General features: G+C 71.1%; 22 protein-coding genes. 10 read left to right on the top strand and 12 right to left on the bottom strand.

Annotated elements, in window-relative coordinates:
• Positions 1-12 precede the first annotated feature (12 nt).
• Complete coding sequence (locus ACZ6S0_RS42280) at positions 13-1,305, top strand: transcriptional regulator (protein WP_465924970.1); 1,293 nt, start codon at positions 13-15, stop codon at positions 1,303-1,305.
• Positions 1,306-1,368: 63 nt separating this feature from the next.
• Here the strand turns inward: ACZ6S0_RS42280 and ACZ6S0_RS42275 are convergent, their stop codons facing one another.
• Positions 1,369-2,427 carry a helix-turn-helix domain-containing protein gene (locus tag ACZ6S0_RS42275; RefSeq protein WP_465924969.1) on the bottom strand — a complete coding sequence of 353 codons (1,059 nt, stop codon included), beginning with the start codon at positions 2,425-2,427 and terminating at the stop codon, positions 1,369-1,371.
• Positions 2,428-2,445: 18 nt separating this feature from the next.
• On the bottom strand, positions 2,446-3,285 hold the full coding sequence (locus ACZ6S0_RS42270; protein WP_465924968.1) for a fumarylacetoacetate hydrolase family protein: 840 nt from the start codon (positions 3,283-3,285) through the stop codon (positions 2,446-2,448).
• Between the two features lie 116 nt (positions 3,286-3,401).
• On the opposite strand from ACZ6S0_RS42270, the gene ACZ6S0_RS42265 reads away from it, so the two are divergent.
• Entirely contained in the window at positions 3,402-4,691 is a 1,290-nt protein-coding gene (locus tag ACZ6S0_RS42265) for an aspartate aminotransferase family protein (RefSeq protein WP_465924967.1), read from the top strand.
• Between the two features lie 484 nt (positions 4,692-5,175).
• Positions 5,176-5,481, top strand: coding sequence for an alpha/beta hydrolase (locus ACZ6S0_RS42260; RefSeq protein ID WP_465925065.1), 306 nt, complete (start codon positions 5,176-5,178; stop codon positions 5,479-5,481).
• A 603-nt stretch (positions 5,482-6,084) separates the two neighbouring features.
• On the opposite strand, the gene ACZ6S0_RS42255 is transcribed toward ACZ6S0_RS42260, so the two are convergent.
• The 6 genes from ACZ6S0_RS42255 to ACZ6S0_RS42230 all read right to left on the bottom strand — a co-directional run bounded on the left by ACZ6S0_RS42255 (position 6,085) and on the right by ACZ6S0_RS42230 (position 11,728).
• Positions 6,085-6,834, bottom strand: a complete 750-nt coding sequence (locus tag ACZ6S0_RS42255) for a hypothetical protein (RefSeq protein ID WP_465924966.1) — start codon at positions 6,832-6,834, stop codon at positions 6,085-6,087.
• On the bottom strand, positions 6,825-7,511 hold the full coding sequence (locus ACZ6S0_RS42250) for a response regulator (protein WP_465924965.1): 687 nt from the start codon (positions 7,509-7,511) through the stop codon (positions 6,825-6,827). The genes ACZ6S0_RS42255 and ACZ6S0_RS42250 overlap by 10 nt, the downstream gene beginning before the upstream one ends.
• Complete coding sequence (locus ACZ6S0_RS42245; protein WP_465924964.1) at positions 7,508-8,596, bottom strand: sensor histidine kinase; 1,089 nt, start codon at positions 8,594-8,596, stop codon at positions 7,508-7,510. Before ACZ6S0_RS42245 ends, ACZ6S0_RS42250 begins: the two co-directional genes overlap by 4 nt.
• A 10-nt stretch (positions 8,597-8,606) precedes the next feature.
• A complete protein-coding gene (locus ACZ6S0_RS42240) occupies positions 8,607-9,992 on the bottom strand; it encodes an alpha/beta hydrolase (RefSeq protein ID WP_465924963.1) in 1,386 nt (461 codons plus the stop codon).
• Positions 9,993-10,326: 334 nt separating this feature from the next.
• Positions 10,327-10,839, bottom strand: a complete 513-nt coding sequence (locus ACZ6S0_RS42235) for a hypothetical protein (RefSeq protein WP_465924962.1) — start codon at positions 10,837-10,839, stop codon at positions 10,327-10,329.
• A 481-nt stretch (positions 10,840-11,320) separates the two neighbouring features.
• Positions 11,321-11,728 carry a MerR family transcriptional regulator gene (locus tag ACZ6S0_RS42230; protein ID WP_465924961.1) on the bottom strand — a complete coding sequence of 136 codons (408 nt, stop codon included), beginning with the start codon at positions 11,726-11,728 and terminating at the stop codon, positions 11,321-11,323.
• Between the two features lie 59 nt (positions 11,729-11,787).
• Here ACZ6S0_RS42230 and ACZ6S0_RS42225 point away from each other — a divergent pair, with 59 nt between their 5' ends.
• Positions 11,788-12,495 carry an SDR family oxidoreductase gene (locus tag ACZ6S0_RS42225; protein ID WP_465924960.1) on the top strand — a complete coding sequence of 236 codons (708 nt, stop codon included), beginning with the start codon at positions 11,788-11,790 and terminating at the stop codon, positions 12,493-12,495.
• Positions 12,496-12,718: 223 nt separating this feature from the next.
• Positions 12,719-13,555 carry a hypothetical protein gene (locus ACZ6S0_RS42220; protein WP_465924959.1) on the top strand — a complete coding sequence of 279 codons (837 nt, stop codon included), beginning with the start codon at positions 12,719-12,721 and terminating at the stop codon, positions 13,553-13,555.
• Positions 13,556-13,999: 444 nt separating this feature from the next.
• On the opposite strand, the gene ACZ6S0_RS42215 is transcribed toward ACZ6S0_RS42220, so the two are convergent.
• The 3 genes from ACZ6S0_RS42215 to ACZ6S0_RS42205 form a co-directional block, all read right to left on the bottom strand.
• Positions 14,000-14,875, bottom strand: a complete 876-nt coding sequence (locus ACZ6S0_RS42215; RefSeq protein ID WP_465924958.1) for a hypothetical protein — start codon at positions 14,873-14,875, stop codon at positions 14,000-14,002.
• Positions 14,872-15,450 (bottom strand): RNA polymerase sigma factor, encoded by a 579-nt coding sequence (locus ACZ6S0_RS42210; protein WP_465924957.1) that lies wholly within the window; start codon positions 15,448-15,450, stop codon positions 14,872-14,874. The genes ACZ6S0_RS42215 and ACZ6S0_RS42210 overlap by 4 nt, the downstream gene beginning before the upstream one ends.
• 204 nt (positions 15,451-15,654) lie before the next feature.
• Entirely contained in the window at positions 15,655-16,581 is a 927-nt protein-coding gene (locus ACZ6S0_RS42205; RefSeq protein ID WP_465924956.1) for an AraC family transcriptional regulator, read from the bottom strand.
• A gap of 102 nt (positions 16,582-16,683) precedes the next feature.
• Between ACZ6S0_RS42205 and ACZ6S0_RS42200 the strand changes: the two genes are divergently transcribed.
• The 4 genes from ACZ6S0_RS42200 (at position 16,684) to ACZ6S0_RS42185 (ending at position 22,211) form a co-directional block, all read left to right on the top strand.
• Positions 16,684-17,679 carry a zinc-dependent alcohol dehydrogenase family protein gene (locus ACZ6S0_RS42200; RefSeq protein ID WP_465924955.1) on the top strand — a complete coding sequence of 332 codons (996 nt, stop codon included), beginning with the start codon at positions 16,684-16,686 and terminating at the stop codon, positions 17,677-17,679.
• Positions 17,680-18,627: 948 nt separating this feature from the next.
• Positions 18,628-19,062, top strand: a complete 435-nt coding sequence (locus ACZ6S0_RS42195) for a lantibiotic dehydratase (protein ID WP_465924954.1) — start codon at positions 18,628-18,630, stop codon at positions 19,060-19,062.
• 28 nt (positions 19,063-19,090) lie between these two features.
• Positions 19,091-21,028, top strand: coding sequence for a BRCT domain-containing protein (locus ACZ6S0_RS42190; protein ID WP_465924953.1), 1,938 nt, complete (start codon positions 19,091-19,093; stop codon positions 21,026-21,028).
• Positions 21,029-21,437: 409 nt separating this feature from the next.
• On the top strand, positions 21,438-22,211 hold the full coding sequence (locus tag ACZ6S0_RS42185; protein ID WP_465924952.1) for a hypothetical protein: 774 nt from the start codon (positions 21,438-21,440) through the stop codon (positions 22,209-22,211).
• A gap of 152 nt (positions 22,212-22,363) precedes the next feature.
• On the opposite strand, the gene ACZ6S0_RS42180 is transcribed toward ACZ6S0_RS42185, so the two are convergent.
• Positions 22,364-23,572 (bottom strand): MFS transporter, encoded by a 1,209-nt coding sequence (locus tag ACZ6S0_RS42180; RefSeq protein ID WP_465924951.1) that lies wholly within the window; start codon positions 23,570-23,572, stop codon positions 22,364-22,366.
• Positions 23,573-23,631: 59 nt separating this feature from the next.
• On the opposite strand from ACZ6S0_RS42180, the gene ACZ6S0_RS42175 reads away from it, so the two are divergent.
• Positions 23,632-24,630 carry an ArsR/SmtB family transcription factor gene (locus ACZ6S0_RS42175; protein ID WP_465924950.1) on the top strand — a complete coding sequence of 333 codons (999 nt, stop codon included), beginning with the start codon at positions 23,632-23,634 and terminating at the stop codon, positions 24,628-24,630.
• The last annotated feature ends 392 nt before the right edge of the window (positions 24,631-25,022 follow it).

Below are 25,022 nucleotides of genomic sequence, written 5' to 3'. Positions count from 1 at the left end.
AAGGTGGAGCAGTTGAGAACCAAGATCGCGATCGGGGTGGTCGGCCCGCACGACCTGGTGGAGCAGATCGTGCACATCGGGGCCGGGCTGCCCGATGCCGCCTCCCTCCGTCTGGTCGGGGCTCCGCACGCGGGGGAGAACGAGACCTACGACAAGCTGTCCAAGATCGTGGGCAGCATCGACGTGGTGCTCTTCACCGGCCCGCTCCAGTACGACCTGGCCAGGCGGTCGGGCGCGCTGTCCGTACCCGCCACGTTCGTGCCGGTCAGCGGCACCGGGCTGTACTCCAGCCTGCTGCGCGGTGTGCTCTCCCACGGGATCGACCCGGCCCGGGTGAGCATCGACTCCATCCCCGCGGCCGACGTCGCCGAGGCATACGAGGAGATCGGCGTCGCGACGGACGGCGTACACGTCTCGGAGTACCACCAGCCGGAGTCGGTCCGCGACTTCATCGGCTTCCACGAGAAGCTCCACCGTGACGGGGCCACCACGGCGGCGCTGACCACGATCAGGACCGTGGCCAAGAAGTTGCAGGCCGCGCAGGTGCCGGTGCTGCGCATGATGCCGACGCCGCACACGCTGCGCCTGGCGCTCAACACCGCCGCGCTGCTGGGCACCGGCAGCCGCCTCGAGGAGGCGCGGATCGCCATCGTCCTGGTGGAGCTGGCCGCCGCGGCGCGGCCCACCCACTCGGGGCCGGGCAACTACTGGCAGCAGGAGCTCAAGCTCTCCCTGCACCAGTCGCTGCTGGCCGAGGCGCGGCTGATGGGCGCCACCGTGGTGCCGCGCGGCGAGAACCGCTACGTGGTCACCGCCACGGTCGGCGCGCTCGGCCAGGCCACCGACGGGTTCAGGGTCGCGCCGTTCATGGACCGCGTCCGCGCCGACCTGGGCGTGGCCGTCGAGGTGGGCATCGGGCTCGGGCACACCGCGCGCGACGCCGACTCCAACGCGCTCATCGCGATCGAGCGGGCCGGGAACGCCGACGCCACCGCCGCGTTCGTCATCGGTGACGACGGCGTCGCGCTGTCCCTGCCGCCGCGGCAGCGCCGCAGGCCGGAGGACCCCGCCGAGCCGCGCAGGAGCGACAAGATCATCAGCAGGCTGGTCGAGCGGCTGGGCGACGATCCCGAGTCGCTGGTGGTCGACGCCGAGACCGTGGCCGAGATCCTCGGTCTCGCGCCGCGCAGCGCCCGGCGGGTGCTGCAGGAACTGGTGGAGGAGGGGCTGGCCTGGACGCTGCCGCCGGTCAAATCGGCCGGAGTGGGGCGGCCGCGGCAGCCGTACCGGCTGGTCAGCCGGTGACGTGGCCGCGCGAGCCGTACCGGCCGGTCAGCCGGCGTGCCTGCGGCGAGCCGTGTCGGCCGGTCAGCCGCCGGTACGGCGGTAGGCCGTCGGTGTGCAGCCCACGTGACGTTTGAAGACGCCGCGCAGCGCCTTGGCGCTGCGGTAGCCGCAGCGCGCGGCCACCGCGTCGATGGGCAGCGTGGAGGCGTTCAGCAGGTGCCTGGCGTGCCGCAGCCGCAGCCCGGTCAGGTGCCGCAGGAACGTGGTGCGCCGCTCCTGGGCGAACAGGTGCGAGATGTAGAACGGGCTGGCCGAGATCGCCTCCGCCACCGTCGCCAGCCGCAGGCCCGGGTCGTCGAAGTGCTCGGCCATGTACCGTTCGGCCAGCGCGAGCACGCCGCGCTCCGGCGGCGCGGGCACGAGCCGCCTCAGCGCGTCCTGGAGCCACAGCCGCAGGTAGGAGCGCTCGTGGATGTCCGCGACCGCGATCAGGTCGTCGAACGGCAGCCGCGCGCACGCGTCCACCCAGTCGGTCCTGCCGTCGGCGAGCCTGCTCGTGCCGGCCACGTCCACCACGAACAGCAGTTGCCCGATGAGCCGGCTGCGCAACTGCTGCGGATCGGCCCCCGGCAGCCGCGCGCACCTGTCCAGCCACGCCGAGATCAGGCCGGCCGCGCCGGCCCCGTCGCCCGCCCGCACCCTGCTCGCCAGCGCCGCCTCGATCCTCACGGGAGGCACGGCCGGTCCGCCCGTCCCACCGGCCGGCGCCGCGATCACCCGGTCCCCGCCCAGCACCAGCTTGTAGGAGTTCGTACGGCGAGCCTCCCGCTCCGCGACCGCCCGGGACCCGCACGGCGGCCCCAGGCTGACGGTGGCGGTCAGCTCGCTCTCCCGCTCGATCCGCTCCCTGAGCTCCTCGGCCAGCAGCACCGCCTCGGCGGCGAGCACCCCGGGCTCCTCGCCGGTCAGCAGTACGAGCCACTCGTCCGGGGGCAGCGGGCGGCTGCTCGCGCGCTCGCCCGCGGTCACCCTGACCACCCGCTCCACGCGATCCAACTGCGCGGACGCCCACGAGTGGCCGCGGGCGCGTTCGGAGACCACGAAGTCGTCCAGGTCCACCAGGGCGGCGACTGCGTACATGCCGCCACAATAGACGAATTAGGACGGCCGGAATAGGACCGGATTGCTCAGGGTTCCCACGCCCTGCACGGTCGCGTGCATGACGTCGCCGTCCCTCAGCGGCGCGATCCCCGCGATCGTGCCCGTCGCGATGACGTCGCCGGGCAGCAGCGTCATCCCATCGGACAGGTCGGCGATCAGCCGCGGCAGCCCGAACACCATCTGCCGGGTGTTGGCCCGCTGGCGGACCTGCCCGTCGACCTCCAGGCGCAGGTCGAGCGCCATCGGATCGGGCACCTCGTCGGCCGTGACGAGGTAGGGGCCCAGCGGCGCGAAGCTGTCGAAGCCCTTGAACTGGTCCCAGGGCACGTTCCGCTCGATGTTGGCCAGTTGCAGGTCGCGGGCGGTCATGTCGTTGATCACCGTGTAGCCCGCCACCGCCTCCCGCCAGCGCTCCTCGGGCAGGTCGCGCGTCGGCCGGCCAATGACCACGGCCAGCTCGACCTCGTGCTCCAGGTGCTTGGTGCGCGGTGGCGCGATCACCGGCTGCCGGTGGCCGACCAGCGCGGTCGGCGGCTTGAAGAACAGCACCGGCTCAGGCGGCACCGCCAGCCCGCTCTCGTCGGCGTGCTCCTGGTAGTTGAGCGCCAGGCAGCAGATCTTGCCGCACTGCCCGACCGGCGGCTCGAAGATCACCGGCCCTTCGGCGAAGCCCGCGCCGCGATCCGCCTCCTCGGCCAGGCGGTCGAGCCCGTACGTGCTCAGCATCGCCACCGGATCGTCGCCCAGCGCGGCGAGGCTGACGAGCTCGCCGGGCTGCCGCAGGGCCACCACTTCGACTGGATCGGCGGGAGTGCGCCGGATACGCCCGAGTTGCATGCTCCTCATGCTCGCCACCGAGGGCGACGGGTCACAAGAACCCGTCCTTGCGACAACCGCCCGCTGCTTGCCGTGCTGCTTGTGGGGGCCCGCCGTACCGCCCTTTGATGGTCGGCATGAGCAGGAAGCTGAGCGCGAGCTCCGCGCTGTACGACAGCGCCAGGCAGGCCCTGGCGGGCGGCGTCTCCAGTGACGCGCGCCGGATGGCGGGCGTGCCCCTGTACGTGGAGCGCGCGGCGGGGTCGCGGTTGTGGGACGTGGACGGCAACTCCTACCTCGACTATGTGCTCGGCCAGGGGCCGGCCATCCTCGGGCACTGCCCGCCCGAGGTGGTGGCGGCGATCTCGGCGCAGGCGGCCAGGGGCATCGTCTACTCCGCCCAGCACGCCACCGAGGTCGCCGTCGCCGAGCGGCTGATCTCGATGGTGCCCTCGGCCGAGCGGGTGCGCTTCAACACCGTGGGCTCCGAGGCGGTGCACGCCGCGCTGCGGCTGGCGCGCGGGGTCACCGGGCGGACGAAGATCCTCAAGTTCGAGGGCCACTACCACGGTTGGTTCGACCCGGTGCTCTACAGCGTCCACCCGGCCCTGGAGGCCGCAGGCCCCGCCGACGCGCCGCTCCCGGTGCCGGGAACCGTCGGCCAGCAGCGGGGCGACCACGACCTCGTGGTCGCCCCGTGGAACGACCTGGAGGCGCTCGGACGTCTCCTGGACGACCAGGTGGCCGCCGTGATCGCCGAACCCGTGTTGTGCAACACCGGGGCGATCCTGCCCGATCCGGGCTTCCTGGAGGGCGTGCGTGAACTCTGCGACCGCAACGGCAGCCTGCTGATCTTCGACGAGATCATCACCGGCTTCCGGCTGGCCCCCGGAGGCGCCCAAGAGTTCCTGGGCGTCATTCCCGACCTGTCGGTCTTCGGCAAGGCGATGGCCGGCGGCATGCAGGTCTCCGCGCTGGCCGGGCGCGCCGAGGTCATGGACCACATCTCCGACGGCCGCGTGGCGCACGCGGGCACGTTCAACTCCCATCCCGTCGCCATGGCCGCCGCCGACGCCGCCCTGCGCGTCCTGGACGAGCAGCGCGAGCAGGTGTACGACGGGCTCTACCGCCGCGGCAGGGCCCTGATGGAAGGCTTCGAGGAGGCCGCGCGGAAGGCCGGGGTGCCGCTCCTGGTGGACGGCCCTGGCCCGGTCTTCCAGACGTACTTCACCGACGGCCGGGTCCGCGACTACCGGGACTTCGCGGCCACCGACCGGGCCAGGATGCTGCGCCTGCACGCCGCGCTGCTGGACCGGGGGGTCAACATGGTCCCGCGCGGCCTGTGGTTCCTGTCCGCCGCGCACACCGACGCCGACGTCGCCGACACCGTCGCGGCGTTCGCGGACGCGCTCGCGTCTCTCGGCTGAGATCACCGCTCACGGCCGTGCCGGAAGAGGTCCGCGCCCGGCGGCGCGGACCTACCGCCGGTGAACAGGACAGGAGTCGGCCGGCACTGCCCGAACTGCCGCGGCCTGCCGGTTTGCCGGATGTCGGCCGCCCTCTGACCGGAATGCCGCTCAGATGCTCCCATGTGTCAACGCCGCCGAAGACCGCGACGCTCCGGTGAGCGGTTCGCGCGCCTACCAGGTCAGGCAGTTGCTCGCCCAGGGACCCGAGTGCTTCGGGGCGGCCGTGCTCAGCGACGTCGCGAGATCGCTGGGCATGGTACCGGCGATCACGATCACCATCCCCAAGAGCCAACATCACGAACAGGCCCGTCGGTTACAAGATCGGCGGCCACACGATGCCCTGACGGACCCCGCGCGGCCGTTCTGAGCCGCCGCTCGCGCGCTCTGAAAGGCGCGGACTCGCCCGGGTCCGCGCCTTTCGCGTTGCTCAAGGCGTGGCCGGATCGCTGGTTGCCTGGGGCAGCCCACGCCGATTCCCAACCCGCAGCACCGGCTGCGTGTGGACGCCACCCCGCCCATCCTGCTCGCCTCCTCGCTGAACGACCCCGCCACCGGCTACCTGTGGACGCTCAGCACGGCCGAGCAGATCGGTGACGAGGCCCGCGTGCTCACCTACGAGGGCTCGGGGCACAGCGTGTACGGCCGCAGCGAGTGCACGATCGGCGCGATCGACCGCTACCTGATTTCGCAGTCGGTCCCGGCCAACGGGGTCCGCTGCCCGGAGACGCGGCCCTCGATCATGCCCTGAATCGCCGGTCACGTCTCGGTGACCTCGCGGGACCCGTACTCCCATGTCACCGACGCCGACAAGCGCGGGGCCGTGGAGATGGTGGCGGCCAAGAGAAGGCGGTCCCGTTCGTGAGCGACCCGGACAACGTGCTCGCCTTCCTCCGCGCCGGAGGACGAGCCGGACCGGCGCGGGCCGATCCGGGGAGCGCCGACACCGGATGCGGCGGGTGCTGGAGTTGTACGATCACCCACCCGCAGACGGGAAAGTGATCTGCGTCGATGAGTTCGGCCCGTTGAACCTGCTGCCCCGCAAGGGTAAACGGTGGCGTCCGGCCGGAGGGCCGGCCGGCTGCGGGCCGGCCGGGCGGGCCCGGCTGCGGGCCACCTGCAAGGGGTGCCGTCAAGAACCATGCGATAAGCCGCCAAACCGTATCTGATCTGTGGTTTCGTCGGTATTCGCGGCCGCAGTGACGCGTGTGCTCTTGCCGATTGGTGCGGTGAGGGATCGCCGCGGTCCTGTCTCCAACTTGATTGACCCGCGACAGCAGTGAGGAGCTGCTCTCCTGAGCCCATTCCACGTGCCTTCATTGACCCCGGTCGTCGTTGGTCATGGTGATGGCGATCAAGCTGCGGCTGCGGCTGATAGCTGAATGTCTGGGAAGGCGTGTCCTGTTGACAGCCGTTCGATGAGAGTTAGTACGGCATCTTTCCCGCCGTTTGTCCCTGCCCAACGATTCACCTGGCAGGCGGCTTCGGCGTATATCTGGGGATCCGCTGATGCCGCGCGCAGCCAGTCGCCGAGCGTCACCGGCAAGGGGCGGCGGGAGTCGAGGAGGCAGCGGTCGCCGTCCGGGGCGAGGTATCGGGGGTCATCGCTGACCAGGACAGCCAGGCCCTCGTCGAACCACTGCGGGACTTCGGCGCCGTCCAAACGGGCGTGCAGCTCCACATGGGTCAGCTCGTGCGAGGCGATCACGGGATCGACGCCGCGCGGGGACAGCATCACCGACCGGTTGAGCACGGCGATGCCGCGTTCCCGGCTGCCGCCGATCCTGCGGTAGCAGTCGTCCGATAGGCATACGAGGATGTCAGGAGTGCTTGCCCGTCCGCCGAAGAACTCACGTACCCGCTTGTTCGCCTGCTCGACGACCTCAGCCACGTGCCGGCGCTCGGCCGGCGCCAGGCGGGGTTCGGCGTACACGCCGGGCTGGAGGCGCTCGAGGCCGTAACAACCGGGACAGGTGGTGGCCGCGACGGACGGGAAGGCGATCGTAGTCAGCACCACGACCGTGGTGAGGAGAACCGCGGTGACCGTGCCCGCGATCCACCAGCCCCTCCGGCGGCGGCTTGCCCCCCGACGGCTCAAGGGCATGTGAACCTCCTTGAAGGTTGGGTGTCTGAGTAGCGCGGGGCCAGGCCGTGCTCGTAGGCATAGATGACGGCGCGCACCCGCGTGGGCAGCCCGAGTTTGCGCAAGAGACTCGCGACGTGGTTCTTGACCGTGCCTTCCTCGATGGTCAGGGCTCGGGCTATCTGCGCGTTACTCAGCCCGTGAGCCAGGTGCCGGAGCACCTCGAGCTCACGCGCGGTGAGCCGCTGTTGCGCGTCGGCGGGGGACGCGGGCGACAGGCTCGCGAAGCGGTGGATCAACCGGGTGGTGACCTGAGGGTCCACCAGTCCGTGCCCGCGGTGCAGCGCTCGCACCGCCTCCAGGAGCAGTTCAGGGTCGCTGTCCTTGAGCAGGAACCCCGAAGCCCCCGACTGGAGTGCCCCGAAGAGGTACTCATCGGTGTCGAACGTCGTCAGCGCGAGCATCCCCGGCGGAGCTTCCGTGCCGGCCAGTTGCCGGATCGCGGAGATCCCGTCGACGTACGGCATGCGCAGGTCCAGCACCACCACGTCGGGGCGCCGCCACAGCGCCTGGTGGACGGCCTCGGCTCCGTCGGCCGCCTCACCGACCACCTTGATGTCGGGCTCGCCGTCCAGTGTCACGCGCGACGCGTCACGTACGGCCGGCTGATCGTCGGCGATGACCACTCGAATCGTCACGCCGCCCTCCCTGAACCGACTGGCCTGATCGGCACGACGGCCTCCACCCGCCAGCCGTGATCCTGCCCCGGGCCTGCCACGAACGTGCCGCCATGCTGGTCCACACGTTCGCGCATGCCTCTGATGCCCCGCCCCTCCGCTCCGGCACGCCCGTGGCCGTCGTCGGTGATCGAGACCGTCACAGCGGCCGGGTCGCACAGCACGTGCACGTCCACGTGGCCGGCTCCGGAATGGCGGGCGGCGTTGGTGAGCGCTTCTTGCACGAGCCGGTAGACCGTATGGCCGACAGCGGGCGGCAGCGTGGTGCCGGGGCCGGCGCGGTGGACCGAGATCGGCAGCCGTGGGGTGGAGAGCCGCTTGGCCAGGTTCTCGATCTCTTCCAGGTCCGGTCCGGTGGGTGCCTCGCGTAGTGAGTCGAGAAGGGCGCGCACCTCGTTCAACGCGGTTGCGGACAACTCGGCGATGGTGCCCAGTGCCTTGTCGGCGGTCTGCACCTGGCCACGCAGCGCTCGGCGGGTGGCGGTGGCCTGCATGCGGATGGCGGTGAGGTGGTGGCCGACGCTGTCGTGGACGTCGCGGGCGAGCGCGGCACGTTCCTCGGCCATCGCGCGGCGGGACTCGGCGTGGTCGAGCCGAGCCGCCTGCGCGGCCCGCTCGCCGTACAACTGCAGGGCGAGACCGATCGCGACCGGAGCGACACCCATGATGACCAGGTCGGTGACCACGGACAGCCCCGCCTGGGCGCGCGGGATGAGCAGGCCGTAACCGGCGGTCCAGACGATGGACAGGCTCAGCACCAGCCAGGCGCGGCGCGGCAGGCGGAAGGCCGCCGCGCCGAACATGGCCATGGTCACCAGCCGGCCTTGCCAGCCCGGGATCGCCAGCCCGAGCAGAGCTATCGCCGCTGAAAGCAGCGCTCCTGTCAGCGGGAAACGGGCACGCAGCGTCAGCGGCAGGGCTGCGGCGAGGCTGGCACCGGCCAGGAGGGGCAGCCCGGGCCACGGCGGCGGCTCGCCGTCGACTACGGCGAATGCGGTGAGCGCAGCCGTGGCCGCGAGCACGAAGAGTCCCTCTCTGGCGTACACAGCGGCAACGCTACTTCGCCGGTCCGCAGGAGGCGCCGCGCGGCGGCATCTGGCCCGTGGTCAGGTAGCGGTGCACGTGCTCGCGTACGCACGGGTGGCCGGAGAGGTAGAGCGCATGTCCGCCGATGGCCGGCAGGAAGCGGGCCCCGGGAAGCTGGGCGGCCAGCCGGCGGCCGTCTGCGATCGGGGTGTTGTCGTCGTACTCGCCGCCCGCGATGAGCACGGGCGGCAGGCCCGGCGCCTTGATGGGGTGAGGCGGGTACGTCCTGGTTGGCGGGAGGCCGGCGCAGTGGTTGGCCATCGGCCACACGGCCCGCCACCCGATGTGGGGCGTATCGCGACGCAGGATGCCCTCCAGCTTCTTGATCTTTCCGTAGCCGGGGTAGGGCAGATCCGCGCAGAGGATGACGCGTGACAGGTCGGGGTCCGGCGCGCCTTCCACCTTGGCGAAGAACGAGGCGTCGCCGGCCTGCGCCCGTGCGAGCCCGGCGGCCAGGGGCTCCCAGGTGGCCTCGTAGGTGAAGCTGGCGCGGGAGGCGATCTGGGTGTCGCTGATGCCTACGCCGGGACCGGCTTCGGGGGCGGGGATGGGCTCGCGGCGGGCCTTGGCCATCACCTCGTCCCAGACGGCCACCGGATCCTTGTCGTGCAGCGCGCAGGTGACAGTGCTCTGGCACCAGGCGGCGAAGCGCTTGAAGTTGGCTTCCAGAGCCTCCGCTCGTGGCTGGAGCCAGGTGTGCGGGTCGGGGGTGGTGTGGTCGAAGACGCTGTCGAGGTACATCCGGCCGACCTTGCGCGGGAACAACTCGGCGTAGGCCTGCCCGAGCACGGTGCCGTGCGAGTTGCCCAGGTAGGTGAGCTTCGCCTGCCCCAGGGCGTTTCTGATCGCCTCCATGTCGTGCGCGATCTGCCAGGAGTTGAGGTTTCCCGACAGCGGCCCGGCCTCTTTGGCGCATGCTTGCCCGAAAGCGCGGTTTTTAGCAGCGTACGCGTCGTATGCGTCCTTGTCCGGAAACACCCACTCGGTGGCGAAGGGTGCGCGGATAGGGCAGTTGATCACGCTGGACTTGCCGAACCCTCGCGGGTCGAAAATCACCACGTCAAACCATTTGGTGAGATCTGCGAAGGACTGCTTCGCCTGGCGGAGAAGCGCGATCTGCTCGCCGGGCCCGCCGGTGTTGACCAGTAGCACGCCCTTCTTGCGAGCCTGGTCCTGGGCGGGCAGCTTGGCGAGACCGATCGTCACCTTCTGCCCTGACCGGCGGGCCCAGTCCGCCGGCACCTGGATCTGTGCGCACCGCAGACCGTCTCCGCAGTCCTGCCATGACAGCGGCGTGGTCGTGGCCGGGGCGACGGCGGTGACCGCGCCGATGACGAGTGAGGCGACGATGTTCATGCTGGAAGGATCGCTGTGGCCGCCCCGTTCACGCGTCCCCCTTTCTGCATATCTTTGCCGGGGAGCGACGGGGCATGCCGCCCAGCGACCTGGTCCATTCCCAAGGGAGCGGCCTGGGCAGGGCCACGTGTGCGGACGGGCCTCCTGCCAGGCCCGCGGGGCCGCCGGCGACCAGTTCCTCCCGTACACCGGCCGCCCTGGCGCACGCTGTGCTACGTCGGCATCGTTGCCCCGCCCGACGCTGCTCGGCCCGACGCTGCTCGGCCCGACGCTGCCGGGCCGGGCGACGTGCTGCGCTGCAAGTCCGGCGGCGTTGGCAGCCGCGATCCGGCGATCACCACCAAGCGGTGCAGCGAACGTGCGGCGGATCGTGGCGACCCCACCTCAGACAGGCCCGGAACTGCCAGTTGGTGTCGGAACTGGTGCGCTGTGCCGCGCTGGTCTTCGTCTGTCCGCCGGAGGTCACCTCGAACGGACCGCACTGGATCCAGGTCGTGCCGCCGTTCCGGGTCCAGTCCATCCACACGCTGTCACCCCACAGGGTGTCCCCACCCAGGTGAGCCCAACCGCGGGTGACGCCACGGACCGAGCCGACGTAGAGAGTGGCGGTCCGTCCGAAGATGCTGACCGACGGCACTGGCACCTGCGCGCCCCGCAGGGTGTCGGGTATGTCGACGAAGCCGTTGGCGCCCCCCTCACAGTCCTGCGGCGCGGCGGCGGCGGGGGACGCTCCCATCGTCACGACCTGTGCCGTGAGCAGTCCCGTGGCGAACGCGAGGGTCAGCGCTCGCCGGCGAATCCGGGTAAACATGCGACGTCTTTCCTTCCTGGTCAAGGTGGCATTCATCGCGATCTCCCTGGTGAAGTCGCCGCGAGCCCCTGTCGATCGCGGAACCGACGCCGTTTCGGACGGCGAACGACGCGACACACCGAGTCAACCAAGGACGGCTGTCGTATCGCTGTCCTGGCCATGTCGCGCCCGAGCTACCGCTTGACCTGCACGGACGCGGGTGCCGACGCCACCTGTCGACCACTTGACGGTCCCCGTCCAAGCGGGCTGCGCCGCTGCCAAGCACCTCGTCGAGGGGCCGGTCGGGCTCGTCTCGGCTGATGTCGATGCGTCTGTCGGCGATGGCCACCTCGAAGGTGTCCTCGTCAAGGCGAAGGGCGAGGGTCGCGGGAACCCGGCGGCGGCGTGGGCGTCGAACAGCGCTTCGAGCAACAGCAGCAGCGAGTCCACCCCGATCGGCGCGTCCAGGCGGGTGCCCGAACGTTTTTGGCGTGACGGATCGTGTTCTTGGTATCGCACCCGAGCCGGGCCGCGGCTGTCACGGCGTCGCGGAGTGACTCGCCCGCGCGGCGGCATCTCGGTCCGCGACCCAGGCGCAGCCGCTGGCCGGGCTTGCGGTGGAGGCGATGACCGCGTCCAGGTTGTCACGGGTACGGGTCAGCGCGGAGATCTGGGCGTCGATGCGATCACGCTCGGCGGCCAGCCGGGCCCGCGATTCGGGAGTGCTGGCCTTGGCATCGACGCAGGGCAGCAGTTCGGCGATGGTCCGGCTGGACAGGCCGGCGGAGTAGAGCGTCTGGATCAACTGAACGCGGTCGGCGGCCGACTCGGGATAGCGACGCTGCCCGGACTCGCTCCGGCCGGCCTCCAGCAGCCCCTGCTCCTCGTAGTAACGCAAGGCCCGCACGCTGACGCCCGACCGCGCCGCCAACTCGCCGATACGCACCGTGACCTCCATCACAACACTTGCCCCTGACGTCAACGTCAGGTTTTAGCCTATCCGGCATGCAGATCAACGGAGCACATGTGCTGGTCACCGGCGCCAACCGGGGCCTGGGTCGGCAATTCGTCCTTTCCCTCCTCGACCGTGGCGCCGGCAAGGTGTACGCCACCGCCCGCCGTCCGGACCTCATCGACGTACCGGGAGTCATCCCGCTGCGCCTGGACATCACGGACCCGGCGTGGGTCGCCGCCGCGGCCGCCGCGGCACCCGACGTCAAGATCGTCATCAACAACGCGGGCATCTCCACCGGCGCGAACCTCATCACCGGCGACCTGGACACGATCCGCCGCGAGATGGACACCCACTTCTACGGCACCCTCAACGTGATCCGCGCCTTCGCGCCCCAACTGGCCGACGGCGCGATCCTCAACGTCCTGTCCGCGATCTCCTGGCTCGCCTTCGACGGCGCGGGCGCCTACCACGCGGCCAAGGCCGCCGAATGGGCGCTCACCAACAGCGTCCGCCTGGAACTGGCCGACCAGCGCACCCTGGTGACGGGCCTGCACCTGGGCGCCGCGGACACCGACATGATGGCCTGGTACGACGGCGACAAGACCGCCCCCGAGGCGATCGTCGCGGCAGCCCTCGACGGCATCGAAGCGCACCGGTCAGAGGTGCTCGCCGACGCCTGGAGCCGCCAGGTGAAGGCGTGGCTGTCCGAGGACCCGAGCGTCATCTACCGGGAAGCCGAGGCCGCCCTCACGGCCTGACCTTGAGGCCGGGCCCAGGGGCGCGCACGCCTTCAAAGCTCTCGTAGTCGGCACGCGCCTGCCGCCTGCTGCGGACGCAGTAGGCGCGGCAATCGTACCCAGGGGCCGTCGAAGGTTCGCGAAAGGACCGCACTCTGCGCGTACCGTACGGACCCGGAGAGGCAGGCACCTCGGGCGCGATCGCTATGGCTTTTGCCAGGATTGCTTGGAGACGATCGTTCGCATGGCTCGATTCCAGTGCGAGGTCGTGGTGGAAGCGCTCCCGCGGCCATGGTTCGAGGAGTTCGTTCATGGCCTGTTCGAGCGCGCGGAGGGTCTGGCGCTGGACGGCGACGCATGGGCCGACGACGCTGGGGATCTCGCGCGCGTCGCTCTCGTCGAGGGAGAGCATCTGACGGTCGGCGCGCGGTACCGGTGGCACGAGGACCAAGCGGACGCCGAGGGCGAGGCCGAGCAGGCAGGCCGCACGCCGACCGAGCTGGTCATCAGGTCGTGGGAGCGCCGGGGCGAGGTGGCTGCCGAGATCACGACCTGGCACGACAACGACAACAAGAGCACCTGGACGGTTCAGCTCCGTAGCCCCGAGAAGGTCCGGCAGGCATCGGCCAGTGGCAGGTATCACGGGCACGAGCGCCGGCGTCGGCTGTCCTTCGCCATCCGGTTCGACGCCGACCGGTGGTGGAAATCGGCGGAGGGGCGCGCGTGGAGCCGCCGCGACGCACCGGTGACAGTGCTGCTCCGTCATCCCCTCGCCGAGGCGGCGCTGAGGATCAGGCCCAAGGACGCGGGGGAGCGCAGATGGCGGGTGGGCGTCACCCTGACCGCCCGCGGGCGCGGCTGGGCTCGTCCGGTCATGGCGGTTTTCCTGGTCTTCCTCCGGCGGCGGTTGCGGACCGAGTGCCGCAGGGTGGTCGCCGACGTCGCGAGACAGTGGAACGAGCGGATCCCCGAACTGCGAGAGCTCGATCCCCGCCAGGCCGAGATCTGGTACCCCGTCGTGCAGGCCGACAGAGAGGCGTTCCGGCGCTGGGCCGCCGAGCAGAGCCGTGATGCCCCATGACACGGCTCCCAGCAATCAAACCGACCTACGGACTCACCTGCGCCACCGCGCGGCCCTTCTGTCATGAGCCGCTGTGCCCGGAAGTCCGGCCGCCAAGACTGAAGGCGTGGCCGTGTCGGGGTGAAGCAGGACGGCGACCCCCACGGAGTCGGCTTGAGCCTTGAGGAGCCGGGCGTATTCGATCTTGTCTTCGGGGTGGGGCTGACGGTGGTCAGCGGCCCACGTAAGGGGGCGGCGTTGTCCACCGGGGGCGCGTTCAGCGGGCGATGGAGTGGGCCAGGTGCTGGCGGGGTTGCGGCGGTCACCCCGCTGCAACCGGCGGCGCGGCATGTTGCGCCGCGAGGGCACGGCGTGCGGAGAGGGCTGCTGCCCGGCGCCCCGTGCGGGCAGCAGCCCTCGTACGCCCAGCTCAGGCGGCGGTTCTCGCGTGCCTAGGAGATCGTCCTAGGAGATCGGGCAGTTCTCGCCGCGGCGGCCCCCCGGCTCCTGCGGCTCCGACCCTTCGTACACGTTCAGGTTCGCCTTGCCCGGCTCCGTCATGGTGCCGTTCTCCACCAGCCACGAGTCCGGCACCGACTCCTTGGTCCCGCCGGACTCGGGGTCCATGTCCTGGAAGCTCTGGACGGTCACACCGCGCTCCTGCAGCATGCCGCGCACCTCGGCCACGGTCCGGCCGATGTAGGGCAGGCAGTGCAGCGGTTCGCCCAGGCCGTCGATCGTGGTGCGGTTCTCGAACAGCTCGCCGGGCTGGGCCTCGCGCCCGAGCGTGATCTCGGCGGGCCCCTGGAAGTTCTCCGGGATCTTCACCCCGATCGGGCAGCCGCCCATCTTGTCGCAACCCCCCGGCTGGTCGATGGTCTTGATCTCGTCGAGATACCGGTGCTCGGTGGGCGAGGTGGGGAAGATGGAGCCCACCCATGACGGCGTCGAGGGGATGACCCTGAGGGTCACGTCCAGACCGGCGTCACGGAGCTGCGCCTGGTACGTGCCGGAGTCGGCGTACAGGTCCTTGATCTCGATGACGTAGTAGCCGTGCTCCTTCTTGATGTCGAGCGCCGAGGCCGTCCCCGGGCCGAGGCCGAGCCCGGCGGGCAGCAGCCAGCTCGTCCCGAGGAACGCGGCGGCCAGCAGGGCCACGCCCGGCACCGCGGCGCGCAGCACCAGCGGCCGGCGCGCGCGCCGCCCGGTCGGTGCGACGGTCCTGGCGGTGGTCGGCTCGGAGGCCATGATGTCGCGCATGAGCTCATGGGCCCCCTCGGTCAGGCCGGGCCCGGCGTCGGGGGACAGGCGGGCGATGACGCGGTCCACGCCGTTCTTCATGATCTTCCCTCCGCGAGTGCGACGGCGCGCAGGCCGTAGGTGGTGAGGTCGAGGTCGGCTGCGGCCAGTTCCCTGGCCAGCCGCTTGCGGGCGCGGTGCAGGCGCAGGCGCGCGGCTCCGCGTGAGCAGCCGAGCACCTTGGCGATCTCGGCGCTGCTCAGCCCTTCCCAGCCGACCATGGTGAGCAGCTCCCGGTCGTCGGGTGACAGGCGTCTGAACGCCTGGTAGGTGGCGTCGCCGTCCCGGTCGGCCACTGGCCGGGACCAGGCGGCCAGTTCCTCGCGCAGCCGTACGGCCAGCGCCGAGCGGCGCTCCTCGGCGCGGAAGTGGTTGGCGAGGACACGCCGGGCGACGCCGTACAGCCACAGCCGTGCCCCGTCCCCCGGGGGGACGTCGTCCAGCCGGCGCCAGGCGGTCGTGAACGTCTCGGCGATGACGTCGGCGATGTCGTCCGTGGACTCGGTACGTCGTGTGACATAGGCGGCAATAGCGGGATAGTGCGCCAGATAGAGCCGCTCGAAGCGTTGCTCCGGCGCCGGAGGCCCGATGTTGCCTTCTTTCCGTTGTTTGGACACATCTCAGCAGATGTCCGGCTCGGCGGGTCTGTTTCCCGCGAAGCGCGAGCTTGCTCTCGCAAGAGTCCATTTTCGTAAGAAGCCCTGCTTTCACGAGCAGCCGCTCACCAACGAGGACCGTCGGGCGCTCTCACCCCTGTTCTGGGTGCACATCAACCCCTAGGGCCGGGTCCGTATCATGAGCTCCAAGCGAGCACCGCGCGCCTATTTGACGGCCTTGTTGTCGTGTCGCCTGCGGTACCTGCCGGGCGACATCCCGAACTCCCGCTTGAACGCCTTGGCGAAGGCGAACTCCGAGGTGTAGCCAGCAGACTCGGCGACCACACGCAGCGGGGCGTCGCTGGTGGCCATGAGCTGGCCGGCGACGGTCATCCGCCACCAGGTCAGGTAGGCCAGAGGCGGCTGGCCCACCAGCGTCGTGAAGCGCCGCGCGAAGGCGGCCCGCGACAGGCCCGCACGTGCCCCGAGGTCCTCCACGGTCCAGGGGTGGGCGGGGTCGGTGTGGAGGAACCGCAAGGCGGCGGCTATCGCCGGGTCGGTCAGCGCGGCGGCCCAGCCGGTGGCCGCCTGCCTGTGCTCGCGCAGCCAGGCGCGCAGGATGTACAGCAGCAGCGAGTCGAGCAGCGCCGGCACCAGCGCGTCAGAGCCGGGCCCCGGCTGCTCCAGCTCAGCGCCCAGCAGATCCACGGCGGCGCGCAGCGCGGGATGTGTGCCGATTCTGGCTGGCAGGTGGACGACGTCAGGCAGTCCGGTGACCAGCGGGTGTCCTCGCGTCCGGCTGAGTCGGTAGGCCCCGCACAGCATGAGCGTGGCCGGGCCCGTACCTTGGGGTGCCTCCTCGCTCGGCACCCAGTTCCCGTCCTGGCCCTGAATGACGTCGACCAGCGGAGTCGCGGGATCGTCTGCGATCGCGTGCCCTCGTCCGTGCGGGAGGAACACCACGTCGCCGGGGGCGAGCGGGATGGGCTCTCCCTCGGACGGCAGGAGCCAGCAGGAGCCTTGCAGGATGACGTGGCAGCCTGCCCCATCGGAGGGGGCGAAGCGCATGCCCCACGGCGCGGACATGAGGGTGCGCGAGGAATGGGGGACGCCGGTGCGCATGCCAGTGATCGCGTCGCTCAGCACGTCCATGAGGCCGAGCATAGCCTGGCATCCATAGAGGGAGACGATCGGACAGAATTGGAAGACTCCGCGACATGGAGCGTCTCATCAGCAGACCGTAGCGTCCTACCCATGGTGAACGACGCACGAGCAGTGCTCTTCCACGAACTTGGCGGCCCGGACGTCCTGCAGATCGAGGAGGTCCGGCTCGACCCCCCGGGCCCCGGTGAGGTCCGTGTCCGCATCGATGCCATCGGGCTCAACCGCGCCGAGGCGCTCTTTCGCGCCGGTACGTACTACTACCAGCCGACCCTTCCCGGCTCCCGGCTGGGCTTCGAAGCGGCCGGAACGGTGGAGGCGGTCGGCCCCGAGGTTGCGGGCTTCGCACCTGGCGATGGGGTCAGCATCATCAGCGATCAGGAAATGTCACGCCACGGCGTCTACGCAGACCGCGTCAACGTCCCGGCCCAGTCACTCCTGCCCCGGCCCGCCCGGGTCGACGCGATCACCGGCGCCGCCCTGTGGACCACGTACCTGACCGCCTATGGCGCCCTGGTGGAAGTGGGCCGCACCAACCCCGGCGACCGCATCCTCATCACCGCCGCGTCCAGCGGCGTCGGGCTCGCGGCCATCCAGATCGCCAACCACCTCGGCGCCGTCCCCATCGCCGTCACCCGGACCGCCGCCAAGTCCACGCGGCTCCTTCAGGCCGGGGCCGCTCACGTCATCGCCGCCGACGAGGGCGACCTCGTCGGCCGCGTTCGCACCGTCACCGGTGGCAAGGGGGCGAGGATCGTCTTCGACGCCGTCGGAGGGCCTGGCCTGAGCGGACTCGCCGAGACCGTCGCGGCCGACGGGCTGATCATCGTGTACGGCTGGCTGGACCCCCGGCCCGCGCCTTTGCCCATGAACTGGCCCATCACCGTCCACGGCTTCAACGTCGACCTCATCACCGCCGACCCCGCCCGGATGGGCCGCGCCCGGGCGTTCATCGAGACCGGCCTCCGCGCCGGCACGCTGAAGCCCGCCATCGACCGGACCTTTGATCTGGCCGACATCGTGCAGGCGCACCATCACCTGGAGTCGAACACCCAGCTCGGCAAGGTCGTCGTCACCGTCCAGCACTGAGTGACGGCCAGGAACTCCCGATGGGCAGCCTGGCGGGTGGGCTCCTGGTGGGATCGATCGGCCCGGTCGCGACGTCGGCGGTCCTGGCGGGCGCGATGTCGCTGATCGCGATCGCCGCCACCTGCCTGCCTTCCGTTCGCCGAGCTCCGCAGGCCGACTCTCTGCAGGCCGACTCTCTGCAGCCGGCGTCTTAGCAGCCCGCTCAGCTCGGTCGGCGTGGGGTTCTCGAAGAGCTGTCTGATCGTCAGGGTGACGCCGTACCGCTTCCACGCGGGTGAGGATCTCCACCGCCAGCAGGGAGTAGCCGCCGATGTCGAAGAAGTCGTCGCAGGGACGCACCTCGTCGACGCCGATGACGTCCGCCCAGATGGCGCAGATCTCCCTCGCCCGTTCCGCATCGTCTTCGAGGCGGGGTCCGGCCGGTTCGGCCTGAGCCCGCGAAGGCGGCAGGTGGACCGGTGCGCCGGGCAGCAGCCCCGACAGCCTGCGTCCGGGCCGTGCCGCCGCCCGCAGAACCGCGCCGAAGTCGGCGGCGAGGCCGGCGACGGTCCTGGGCGGGCACAGCTCGGCCCGGTAGTCGAATCGTCCCCGGACCGCGCCGCCGTCCTCCACGAGGGACACGACCAGCTCCACGGGCGGAGGCGGCGGAGCGGTCGTCACCCGCTCGACGCGCAGGCCGGGCAGCCTCAGCTCGGGCAGGCCCTGGCTGTGGAGCACGAACAGGGTGTTCGCCAGCGGGCCGGTGCTGAGCTGCCGATCAGGTTTGAGCCGCCGCACCACGCGCTCGAACGGCACGTCCTGGTTGGCGTACGCGTCCAGGTACGCGTCTGGTCCTGACCAGCAGCTCGGCGAAGGCGGGATCGTCGCGGGCGTCGACGTCGAGCATGGGCGTGTTGACGAACGGGCCCACGACCGCGGCCAGGGACGGGTCCGGGCGATCGGAGACCGGTGCGCCCAGGCGAACGTGACCGAGACGCGGCCGTCAACGCCTTCCGGCCGCTGGCGGAGGGGGAGCACCAGCCACGCGTCACCGTCGACCGCATGGTCGTGCACAGGGAGACCTGGCGCTTTCCCGTCACCGATGCACGATGGGCCTTCGCCAAGAACGAAAGAGAGCGCTTCGAGCAGGCCAGGCGGTGGCGGGCCCGGCATGAGATGCCGGAACTGGTCCTCCTCAGAGTGCCGGACCAGGACAAGCCGGTGGCGGTGCACTTCGGCAGCCCCGCGCTGGTCAACGTGGCGGCGAAGGCGGTACGGCGGGTGGAGTCGCTCCAGATCACGGAGATGCTGCCGGCGCTCGACCAACTCTGGCTCGTCGACGGGGACGGCCGTCGCTACACGTCGGAGTTCAGATTCGTCGCGGTGGACGGCCTCCAAGGGTGACATCATGGTTCGTCTATCCTCCACAGCTATGGATCTTCGAGGCAAGACCGTCGTCGTGGCCGGCAGGTTCCGCACCGAGTCCGCCGCGAAGCTGAGGATGCGGCTTCAGGGGGCCGGGGCGAACGTCGTGGACGAGGTGTCGCGTTCCGTGGACCTCGTGTTCGACGGGTACGACGGCGGCTACCCGAACGAGCGCGTCCTCGCGGCGGAGCGGCTGGGTGTGCCGGTGTTGTCGGTGGAGGAACTGCTGGCCTCGCGGGCCAGGCGTACGGGATCCGGGGACTTTCCCGGGCATGCCGACCTGGAAGCGGTGCGGGACGATCCCGCGGCCCTGCTCCAACTGCTGGAGGAGGCCGACTGGTCGGCATTCGAGCCGGAGCGGCACCTGCTCACGCTGCGCGCCCTCCTGGCCGACGTGGAAGAGCGGCATGGCGTCGCCGGTGCGCACCGGCTGGCCACCGAGCGCCTGCGCGAGCGCGGGGCGCGGCTGCGTCACCCGTACACCATGTTCGGAGGCGACTTTCAGGACTACGCGCTCAGCCCGTGTGGCCGCTACCTTGCCACGGGCCGGGGACTGGCGCAGGGGCAGTACGACGGCACCGGCCCCCTGCAGGTATGGGAGATGGCCACGGGACGCCTCGTCAACACGATCGACATCAGGTACGGCGTCGGCTGGCCCGGCCGCCGCGACACCGTGCAGTGGTCCGCGGACGGCACTCGGGTCGCGCTGGCGTTCTGCACGAACAACGTCGGGGTGTGGGACCCGTTCGGCGCGCGTACCAATCCGTACGGGAGCGCGGACGTGACGGACGGGTACGACGCCGCGGCCGTCTTCGCCCTGGCCCCCGACGGTCGGCGGGCCCACATCTCGATGAGCAGCGAGCACGAGATGATGGGCTGCGTCGCGGCGCTGGACGAGGGCAAGGTCTTCTACAACGACTACCGCCTCCACAACACAGGCCCCGAGCCGGCCATGCTGACCGAACCGCTGCCGGAGGAGGTGAAGGAGCGGCTCAAGAACGACTACTTCTCCTTCCGCCGGGTGCGCTGGTCCCGCGACGGCGGGCGGCTGCTCGGGGACAACGAGACATGGGCCGCCGTGGTCGATCTCCCGGGCGGGCGGATGCGCTGGCTGGCGCTGACCGCCGGGCCCGTCGCATGGAGCCCGGACGACCGGTATGCCGCGGCGCTGACGCCGGGCCGCCCGCGCCGGCTGTCCGTCCTCGACGCCGGCACTGGACGTCCGGTGGGCGATCCCGTGGACCAGGCCGAGGGGTCACTGCACTGGGGCATGCGCGGGGCCGAGGCCCGGCTGGCGGTCGTGGTGGAGAGCGGTGGCGGTGTCGACGTTTACGATGCGCGCGGCCGTCACCAGTATCACCTGCCCATCGCCACCACCAGGCGCATCGGCCGGTACTTCTACGATGGCCAGGAGCGGCCCTGGGCCTGGGAGAGCGCGGGCGACTTCGCCGCGTGCCTGACCGAGGACGGGCGGGCGGAGGTGTGGTCACTGGGCGACGAACCGGCCCGGGTGGGGTCGATCGACGCGCCGGACGGGACGCAGGCGGTGTTGTGGGGCGCGGACGGGGTGCTCGCGCTGATTGGCGCGCAGACACTGCGCTTTGTCGACGCCTTCACGGGCGCCGTGCTGGGCGACTTCGTGTTCGGCCGTCATTTTGACAGTGAGCGGAGTTCGCTCGACGAGGATTGTGCGACCCTGCACGGGATGTTCTGGTCCGACGCTTTCCCTCTGGCGGACTCCTCGTGGTGCGCCATCGCCGATCCCGCCGTCGGTCCTGCCGCGGCCCTGGTGGTCGCCGACGAGGACCGCCTGGATTCCCCGGACGACCTCGACGCCGTCCTGGCCTGGACCGTCGACCGCCGCTTCACCTGGCCCGTCCGCTGGGGCCGTCTCGACGTCGTCGCGAGCGCCGAGGCGGCGTCCGCTCTCCTTCGTCTGGCCTGAGGGGGTCGCACCAGCGCCCGCCCCTGAGCGGCCCGATGCCGCCGCCGGAGGCTTGACGCGTCAGGGCTTCACTCCGGCGACCGCACTGGACGCGGCCACCCTGGAACGGCTGCGTGCGGCCGGGTCGGTGCCCTCGACGAAGGCGAGGCTTTGTTCCAGCGCCGCGCGGTGGAGCGCAAGCGGGGCCGCGAGGCGCACCGAGTGGCCTCAGCGGCACGTGCCGAGGCGGCGCATCCACTCATCCGGGTTCGGCCGCAGCAGCCATCCGAGAAGGGCGTGGGAGGCTGGACGTATGACAATGGAGTGGTCCCGGCAGGAGGTCCTCGAAGCGGTCAGGACCCGTTTGTCACGTGCGGGCGCTGTGCTGGACGGATACTCCGCGGTCGACGTCGTGGCAGAGTCCGGCGGCATGCTGGTGATCTTCCATTGGCGGCGAGATCCGAACACATACGCCGTCAAGGTCGAGTTCCCGAGGGGATCGGCGAGTCCGTGGATTGGCGGTTCGTACACCGGCCTGCCGGTGACCGCGCCTGATGAATGGGCCGCAGACTTCGCATCCCGCCTCGCGATCGAACTCGATACCGGCCTGGTTCGTCGAAGCCGCCGGATGATCCGAGATGGGTACGTCCTGCTGGACACTCACGATGCCCCGGACGCCTGGCCCGCCGGGTTCGACATCGGTCGCGTAGCACTCAACGACCTTGAGCTCTCCGCCTCGCCGGATGACCTCGAGAAGGCTTATTCCATTCTCGGATCGCTGCCGGCATCGGTTTCTCCGCCTGTGTCCGAGGTCGGCGCCTGGCTGGCCCGGGCAGGGATGGATGTCACCATTCCCAGAAAGCTGATCGTCGAGGCCAGGCTTGCCTGCTGGCTTCAGGCCTGCGCCGACAACGCCCGCGGGGAACCTTTCGTCGGTCAGGCAGCCGCGTCCTGGGAGGACGAGCGACGCACCATCGCCCGTCTCGACCTGGTGCATATCCTGCCCGGCGTCCCATCAGCGGTGCGCGACGCGCTGGTGCGTCTCGTGGTCTGCGAGGTAGCCGAGGCCGGCGCCCTACGCGTGGTCACCGCGCTCGACGATCCGGAGCTCCATGGACTGGGGTTCCGGCCCGCGAACGGTGGCGGCCTCGCGCTTCACACCAAGAGCACCGAACCGTCATCGGACCCCGCGGCCGGAACCTGACCCAACGCGTCTTACGAGGCCGGCTGGCCCTGCCGGACTGCAGATTGCTGATCAGGTGGACGGGCTGACCGTCCTCTTTACGCGTGTTGACACTGGCGAGTCTGTGGCCTTGGCCAAACTCTTCTCCGGCATCGGCCGCTCCTCATGCGCTGCTACGCCTTCGGCGACGCGAGCACGCGCCAGAGACCCAGTACGGCCAGCAGGGACGCCGCGCCCGCCGCGCCGACGACCAGACCGGGCGCTGCCACCTCGCCCAACGCCCCGCCGCCGGCCGCGAACAGCCCCTGCGACGTCATGGTCCCGGTCAGCGCCAGCCCGAAGGCCTGGCCTCGGTTCGCCTCCGGCACCGCCTCCAGGAAGCGGCGGGCCAACCCCAGTTGGTACGCCACCCCGAACCCGGACACGGCGAGCAGCAGCGCCGCGGTGACCGGCCCGGGCGAGAGCACGAACCCGAGCAGCGGCGCGCCGAGCAGCAGTGCCAGCGGCCCGGCCAGCCGTTCCCTGCGTTGCGGGGTGACCAGCCGGCCGATCACGAGGTCGCCGGTGAGCATGCCGAGCGCCACGGCGGTGAACAGCAGCCCGGCCGAGTCCGGCATGCCGATCTGGACGGCGTACGGGACGAGCACGCCCTCGGCGCCGACCACGAGCGCGGGCGGCAGCCACTGGGCCAGCAGCAGCGAACGGATCGCCGGTCGGCGCAGCAGTTCGCGATTGACCCGCCAGGTCTCGCGTACCGCGTACCCTGCGGTCGTGCCGCGGCGCGGCTGCTCGGCCAGCCGCAGGCGCAGCAGCGCGGCGGACAGCAGGCAGCTCGCCACGGTGATCCAGAGCGCGCCGTACGGGCCGAGCGCCGCGATCAGCACCCCGCCCACGGCGAAGCCGAGCACCTGCGTGCCCCCGGCGGCCATGGAGAAAACGGCCCGGCCGAGCACGTACCGGTCGCCGTCGAGCAGTTCGGGCAGCAGCGCGCTGCGCGCCGCGGAGGCGACCGCGCTGGGGATGCCGGTGACGAACACCAGCACCAGCATCGCGATGGGGGAGAGCAGCCCGGCGGCGAGCACAGCGGCGACCGCGGCGCGGACCAGGTCGTAGCCGACCATCACGGCCCGCGGCGGCCACCGGTCGGCGTACGCCAGCAGCAGCGTGCCACCGAGGGCGTAGGGCAGGAAACCGGCGACGTAGGCCAGCGCGGCCATCAGAGGCGAGCCGGTGCCGGCGTAGACGGTCACTGAGAGCGCGAGCATCTTCACCGTCTCGCCGCCGAGGAAGAGCGTGTAGCCGGTGAACAGCACGCGGAACTGGCCCACCGCGAACACCTCGCGGTAGGTGGCCCCCGCCGGTACGGCCTGGAGTGTCGTCATGCGGGCCAGTCTCGGAGCGGTGCGGGCGGAAGCGTTAAGCTTTCGCGTGGAGGCGAAAGATGCTTGCCATCGAAGTCGGGCCGGTCGACGTGGCGCACACCCGCTACGCGATCTCGCCGCTGGGTGAGGCGATGAACGCGCTGCGGGTCGCGGCGGGCAAGCAGCCGGCCGGGCCGCTGCGTCCCTGGGCGGAGCGCATCGCGCCCCGGTACGAGCGGCTGCTGCGCGAGACGCCCGCGGTCGCGGCGCTGACAGCGCTGTTGCGCCGCGGCGCCTACAACGCCGACTTCATCCATCCTCCGCCTTCGGGCCCTGGCGGCGACTTCGCCGCCGAACTCGCCGCGGTGCGGGCGACCCCGCCGGGCCAGGTTCGCGCGGAGATCGCCCGCAACCTGGTCGGGCTGCGTACGCCGCCGCGCCACGTCCAGCAGCTCCTGGCCGCCCCCGACGTGCTCACCCGGCTTTCGGACGCGATCGAGGCGACCTGGCACGCGCTGGTCAAGCCCGACTGGCCGCGGCTGCGTACGGTGCTGGAGCGCGACCTGGTGCACCGCGCCGGGCACCTCGCCATGTACGGCTGGGCCACGGCGCTGTCCGACCTGGATCCGCGGGTGGGCTGGCGCTCCGAAGGGGCCGACGGTGTGATCGAGGTGCGCACCGGCCCCCGGAACGGGTGGGAGCGGCACCGGCTGGGCGGCAAGGGACTGCTGCTGATGCCGACCGTCTTCGGCACCCTCATCAGCTACGTCGAGCCGCCCTGGCCGTACGCCCTGGTGTATCCGGCGCGTGGCGTCGCGAACCTGCTCGGGCCGCCGCCCCCGCAGGACGGTGCGGCGGCGCTGGCGCGGCTGGTCGGCCCGCATCGCGCGCAGGTGCTGCGGGCGCTCGCGGTGCCCGCGACGACCACGCAGTTGGTCCGCCAGTTGGGTCTCAGCCTGGGCGCAGTCGGCGGCCACCTGGCCGTGCTGCGCGAATCCGGCCTGGTCACGCGGACGCGGACCGGCCGATCCGTGCGCTACGAGCGCACCCCTCTGGGCGGGACGCTGGCCGGCGACTGAGCGCGGCCACCGGTGGCGGGCTGCGGACCGAGTAGCCGCAGCCGCGGCGGATGAACTGCCCGGAGGCGAGGGCCTGGCGGACGGCTTCGGCGCCGGCGGCACGCAGGTGATCGGTGAGCAGCCCTGGCAGATCGAGAATCACGTCCGGGCCCAGTGCGGGCGCGCGGTGCCGCCGCGGTCTCGGCCTTGGCCTGGAGCGTCTGGTCGGGCTGCTCTCGTAGCCCGGTCACGGTACTGTCCTGTGACAACGAACCTTGAGTTGTATCAGCGCAGTTTGAGCAGCTCAGGGTGAAGCCTGAGCGTGCCGTTGGAGATCGATGCGCTGAGTTCGTCTCGGAGTCACGTCCAAATCTCGGTCGGACCACCCACCCGGGTCTGGTCTCGATGCTGAC

Source organism: Nonomuraea sp. NPDC051298, assembly GCF_055586305.1.
Note: the sequence above shows the minus strand (reverse complement) of the source record. Positions and strands in the feature narration are given on the sequence as shown.

Bases quoted from the DNA above. Each gene is read 5' to 3' on its own strand.
- ACZ6S0_RS42275 (WP_465924969.1), bottom strand. From the start codon at position 2,427: ATGTACGCAGTCGCCGCCCTGGTGGACCTGGACGACTTCGTGGTCTCC.
- ACZ6S0_RS42270 (WP_465924968.1), bottom strand. From the start codon at position 3,285: ATGCAACTCGGGCGTATCCGGCGCACTCCCGCCGATCCAGTCGAAGTG.
- ACZ6S0_RS42265 (WP_465924967.1), top strand. From the start codon at position 3,402: ATGAGCAGGAAGCTGAGCGCGAGCTCCGCGCTGTACGACAGCGCCAGG.
- ACZ6S0_RS42255 (WP_465924966.1), bottom strand. From the start codon at position 6,834: ATGCCCTTGAGCCGTCGGGGGGCAAGCCGCCGCCGGAGGGGCTGGTGG.
- ACZ6S0_RS42240 (WP_465924963.1), bottom strand. From the start codon at position 9,992: ATGAACATCGTCGCCTCACTCGTCATCGGCGCGGTCACCGCCGTCGCC.
- ACZ6S0_RS42235 (WP_465924962.1), bottom strand. From the start codon at position 10,839: ATGAATGCCACCTTGACCAGGAAGGAAAGACGTCGCATGTTTACCCGG.
- ACZ6S0_RS42225 (WP_465924960.1), top strand. From the start codon at position 11,788: ATGCAGATCAACGGAGCACATGTGCTGGTCACCGGCGCCAACCGGGGC.
- ACZ6S0_RS42220 (WP_465924959.1), top strand. From the start codon at position 12,719: ATGGCTCGATTCCAGTGCGAGGTCGTGGTGGAAGCGCTCCCGCGGCCA.
- ACZ6S0_RS42215 (WP_465924958.1), bottom strand. From the start codon at position 14,875: ATGAAGAACGGCGTGGACCGCGTCATCGCCCGCCTGTCCCCCGACGCC.
- ACZ6S0_RS42205 (WP_465924956.1), bottom strand. From the start codon at position 16,581: ATGGACGTGCTGAGCGACGCGATCACTGGCATGCGCACCGGCGTCCCC.
- ACZ6S0_RS42200 (WP_465924955.1), top strand. From the start codon at position 16,684: ATGGTGAACGACGCACGAGCAGTGCTCTTCCACGAACTTGGCGGCCCG.
- ACZ6S0_RS42190 (WP_465924953.1), top strand. From the start codon at position 19,091: ATGGATCTTCGAGGCAAGACCGTCGTCGTGGCCGGCAGGTTCCGCACC.
- ACZ6S0_RS42185 (WP_465924952.1), top strand. From the start codon at position 21,438: ATGCTGGTGATCTTCCATTGGCGGCGAGATCCGAACACATACGCCGTC.
- ACZ6S0_RS42180 (WP_465924951.1), bottom strand. From the start codon at position 23,572: ATGACGACACTCCAGGCCGTACCGGCGGGGGCCACCTACCGCGAGGTG.
- ACZ6S0_RS42175 (WP_465924950.1), top strand. From the start codon at position 23,632: ATGCTTGCCATCGAAGTCGGGCCGGTCGACGTGGCGCACACCCGCTAC.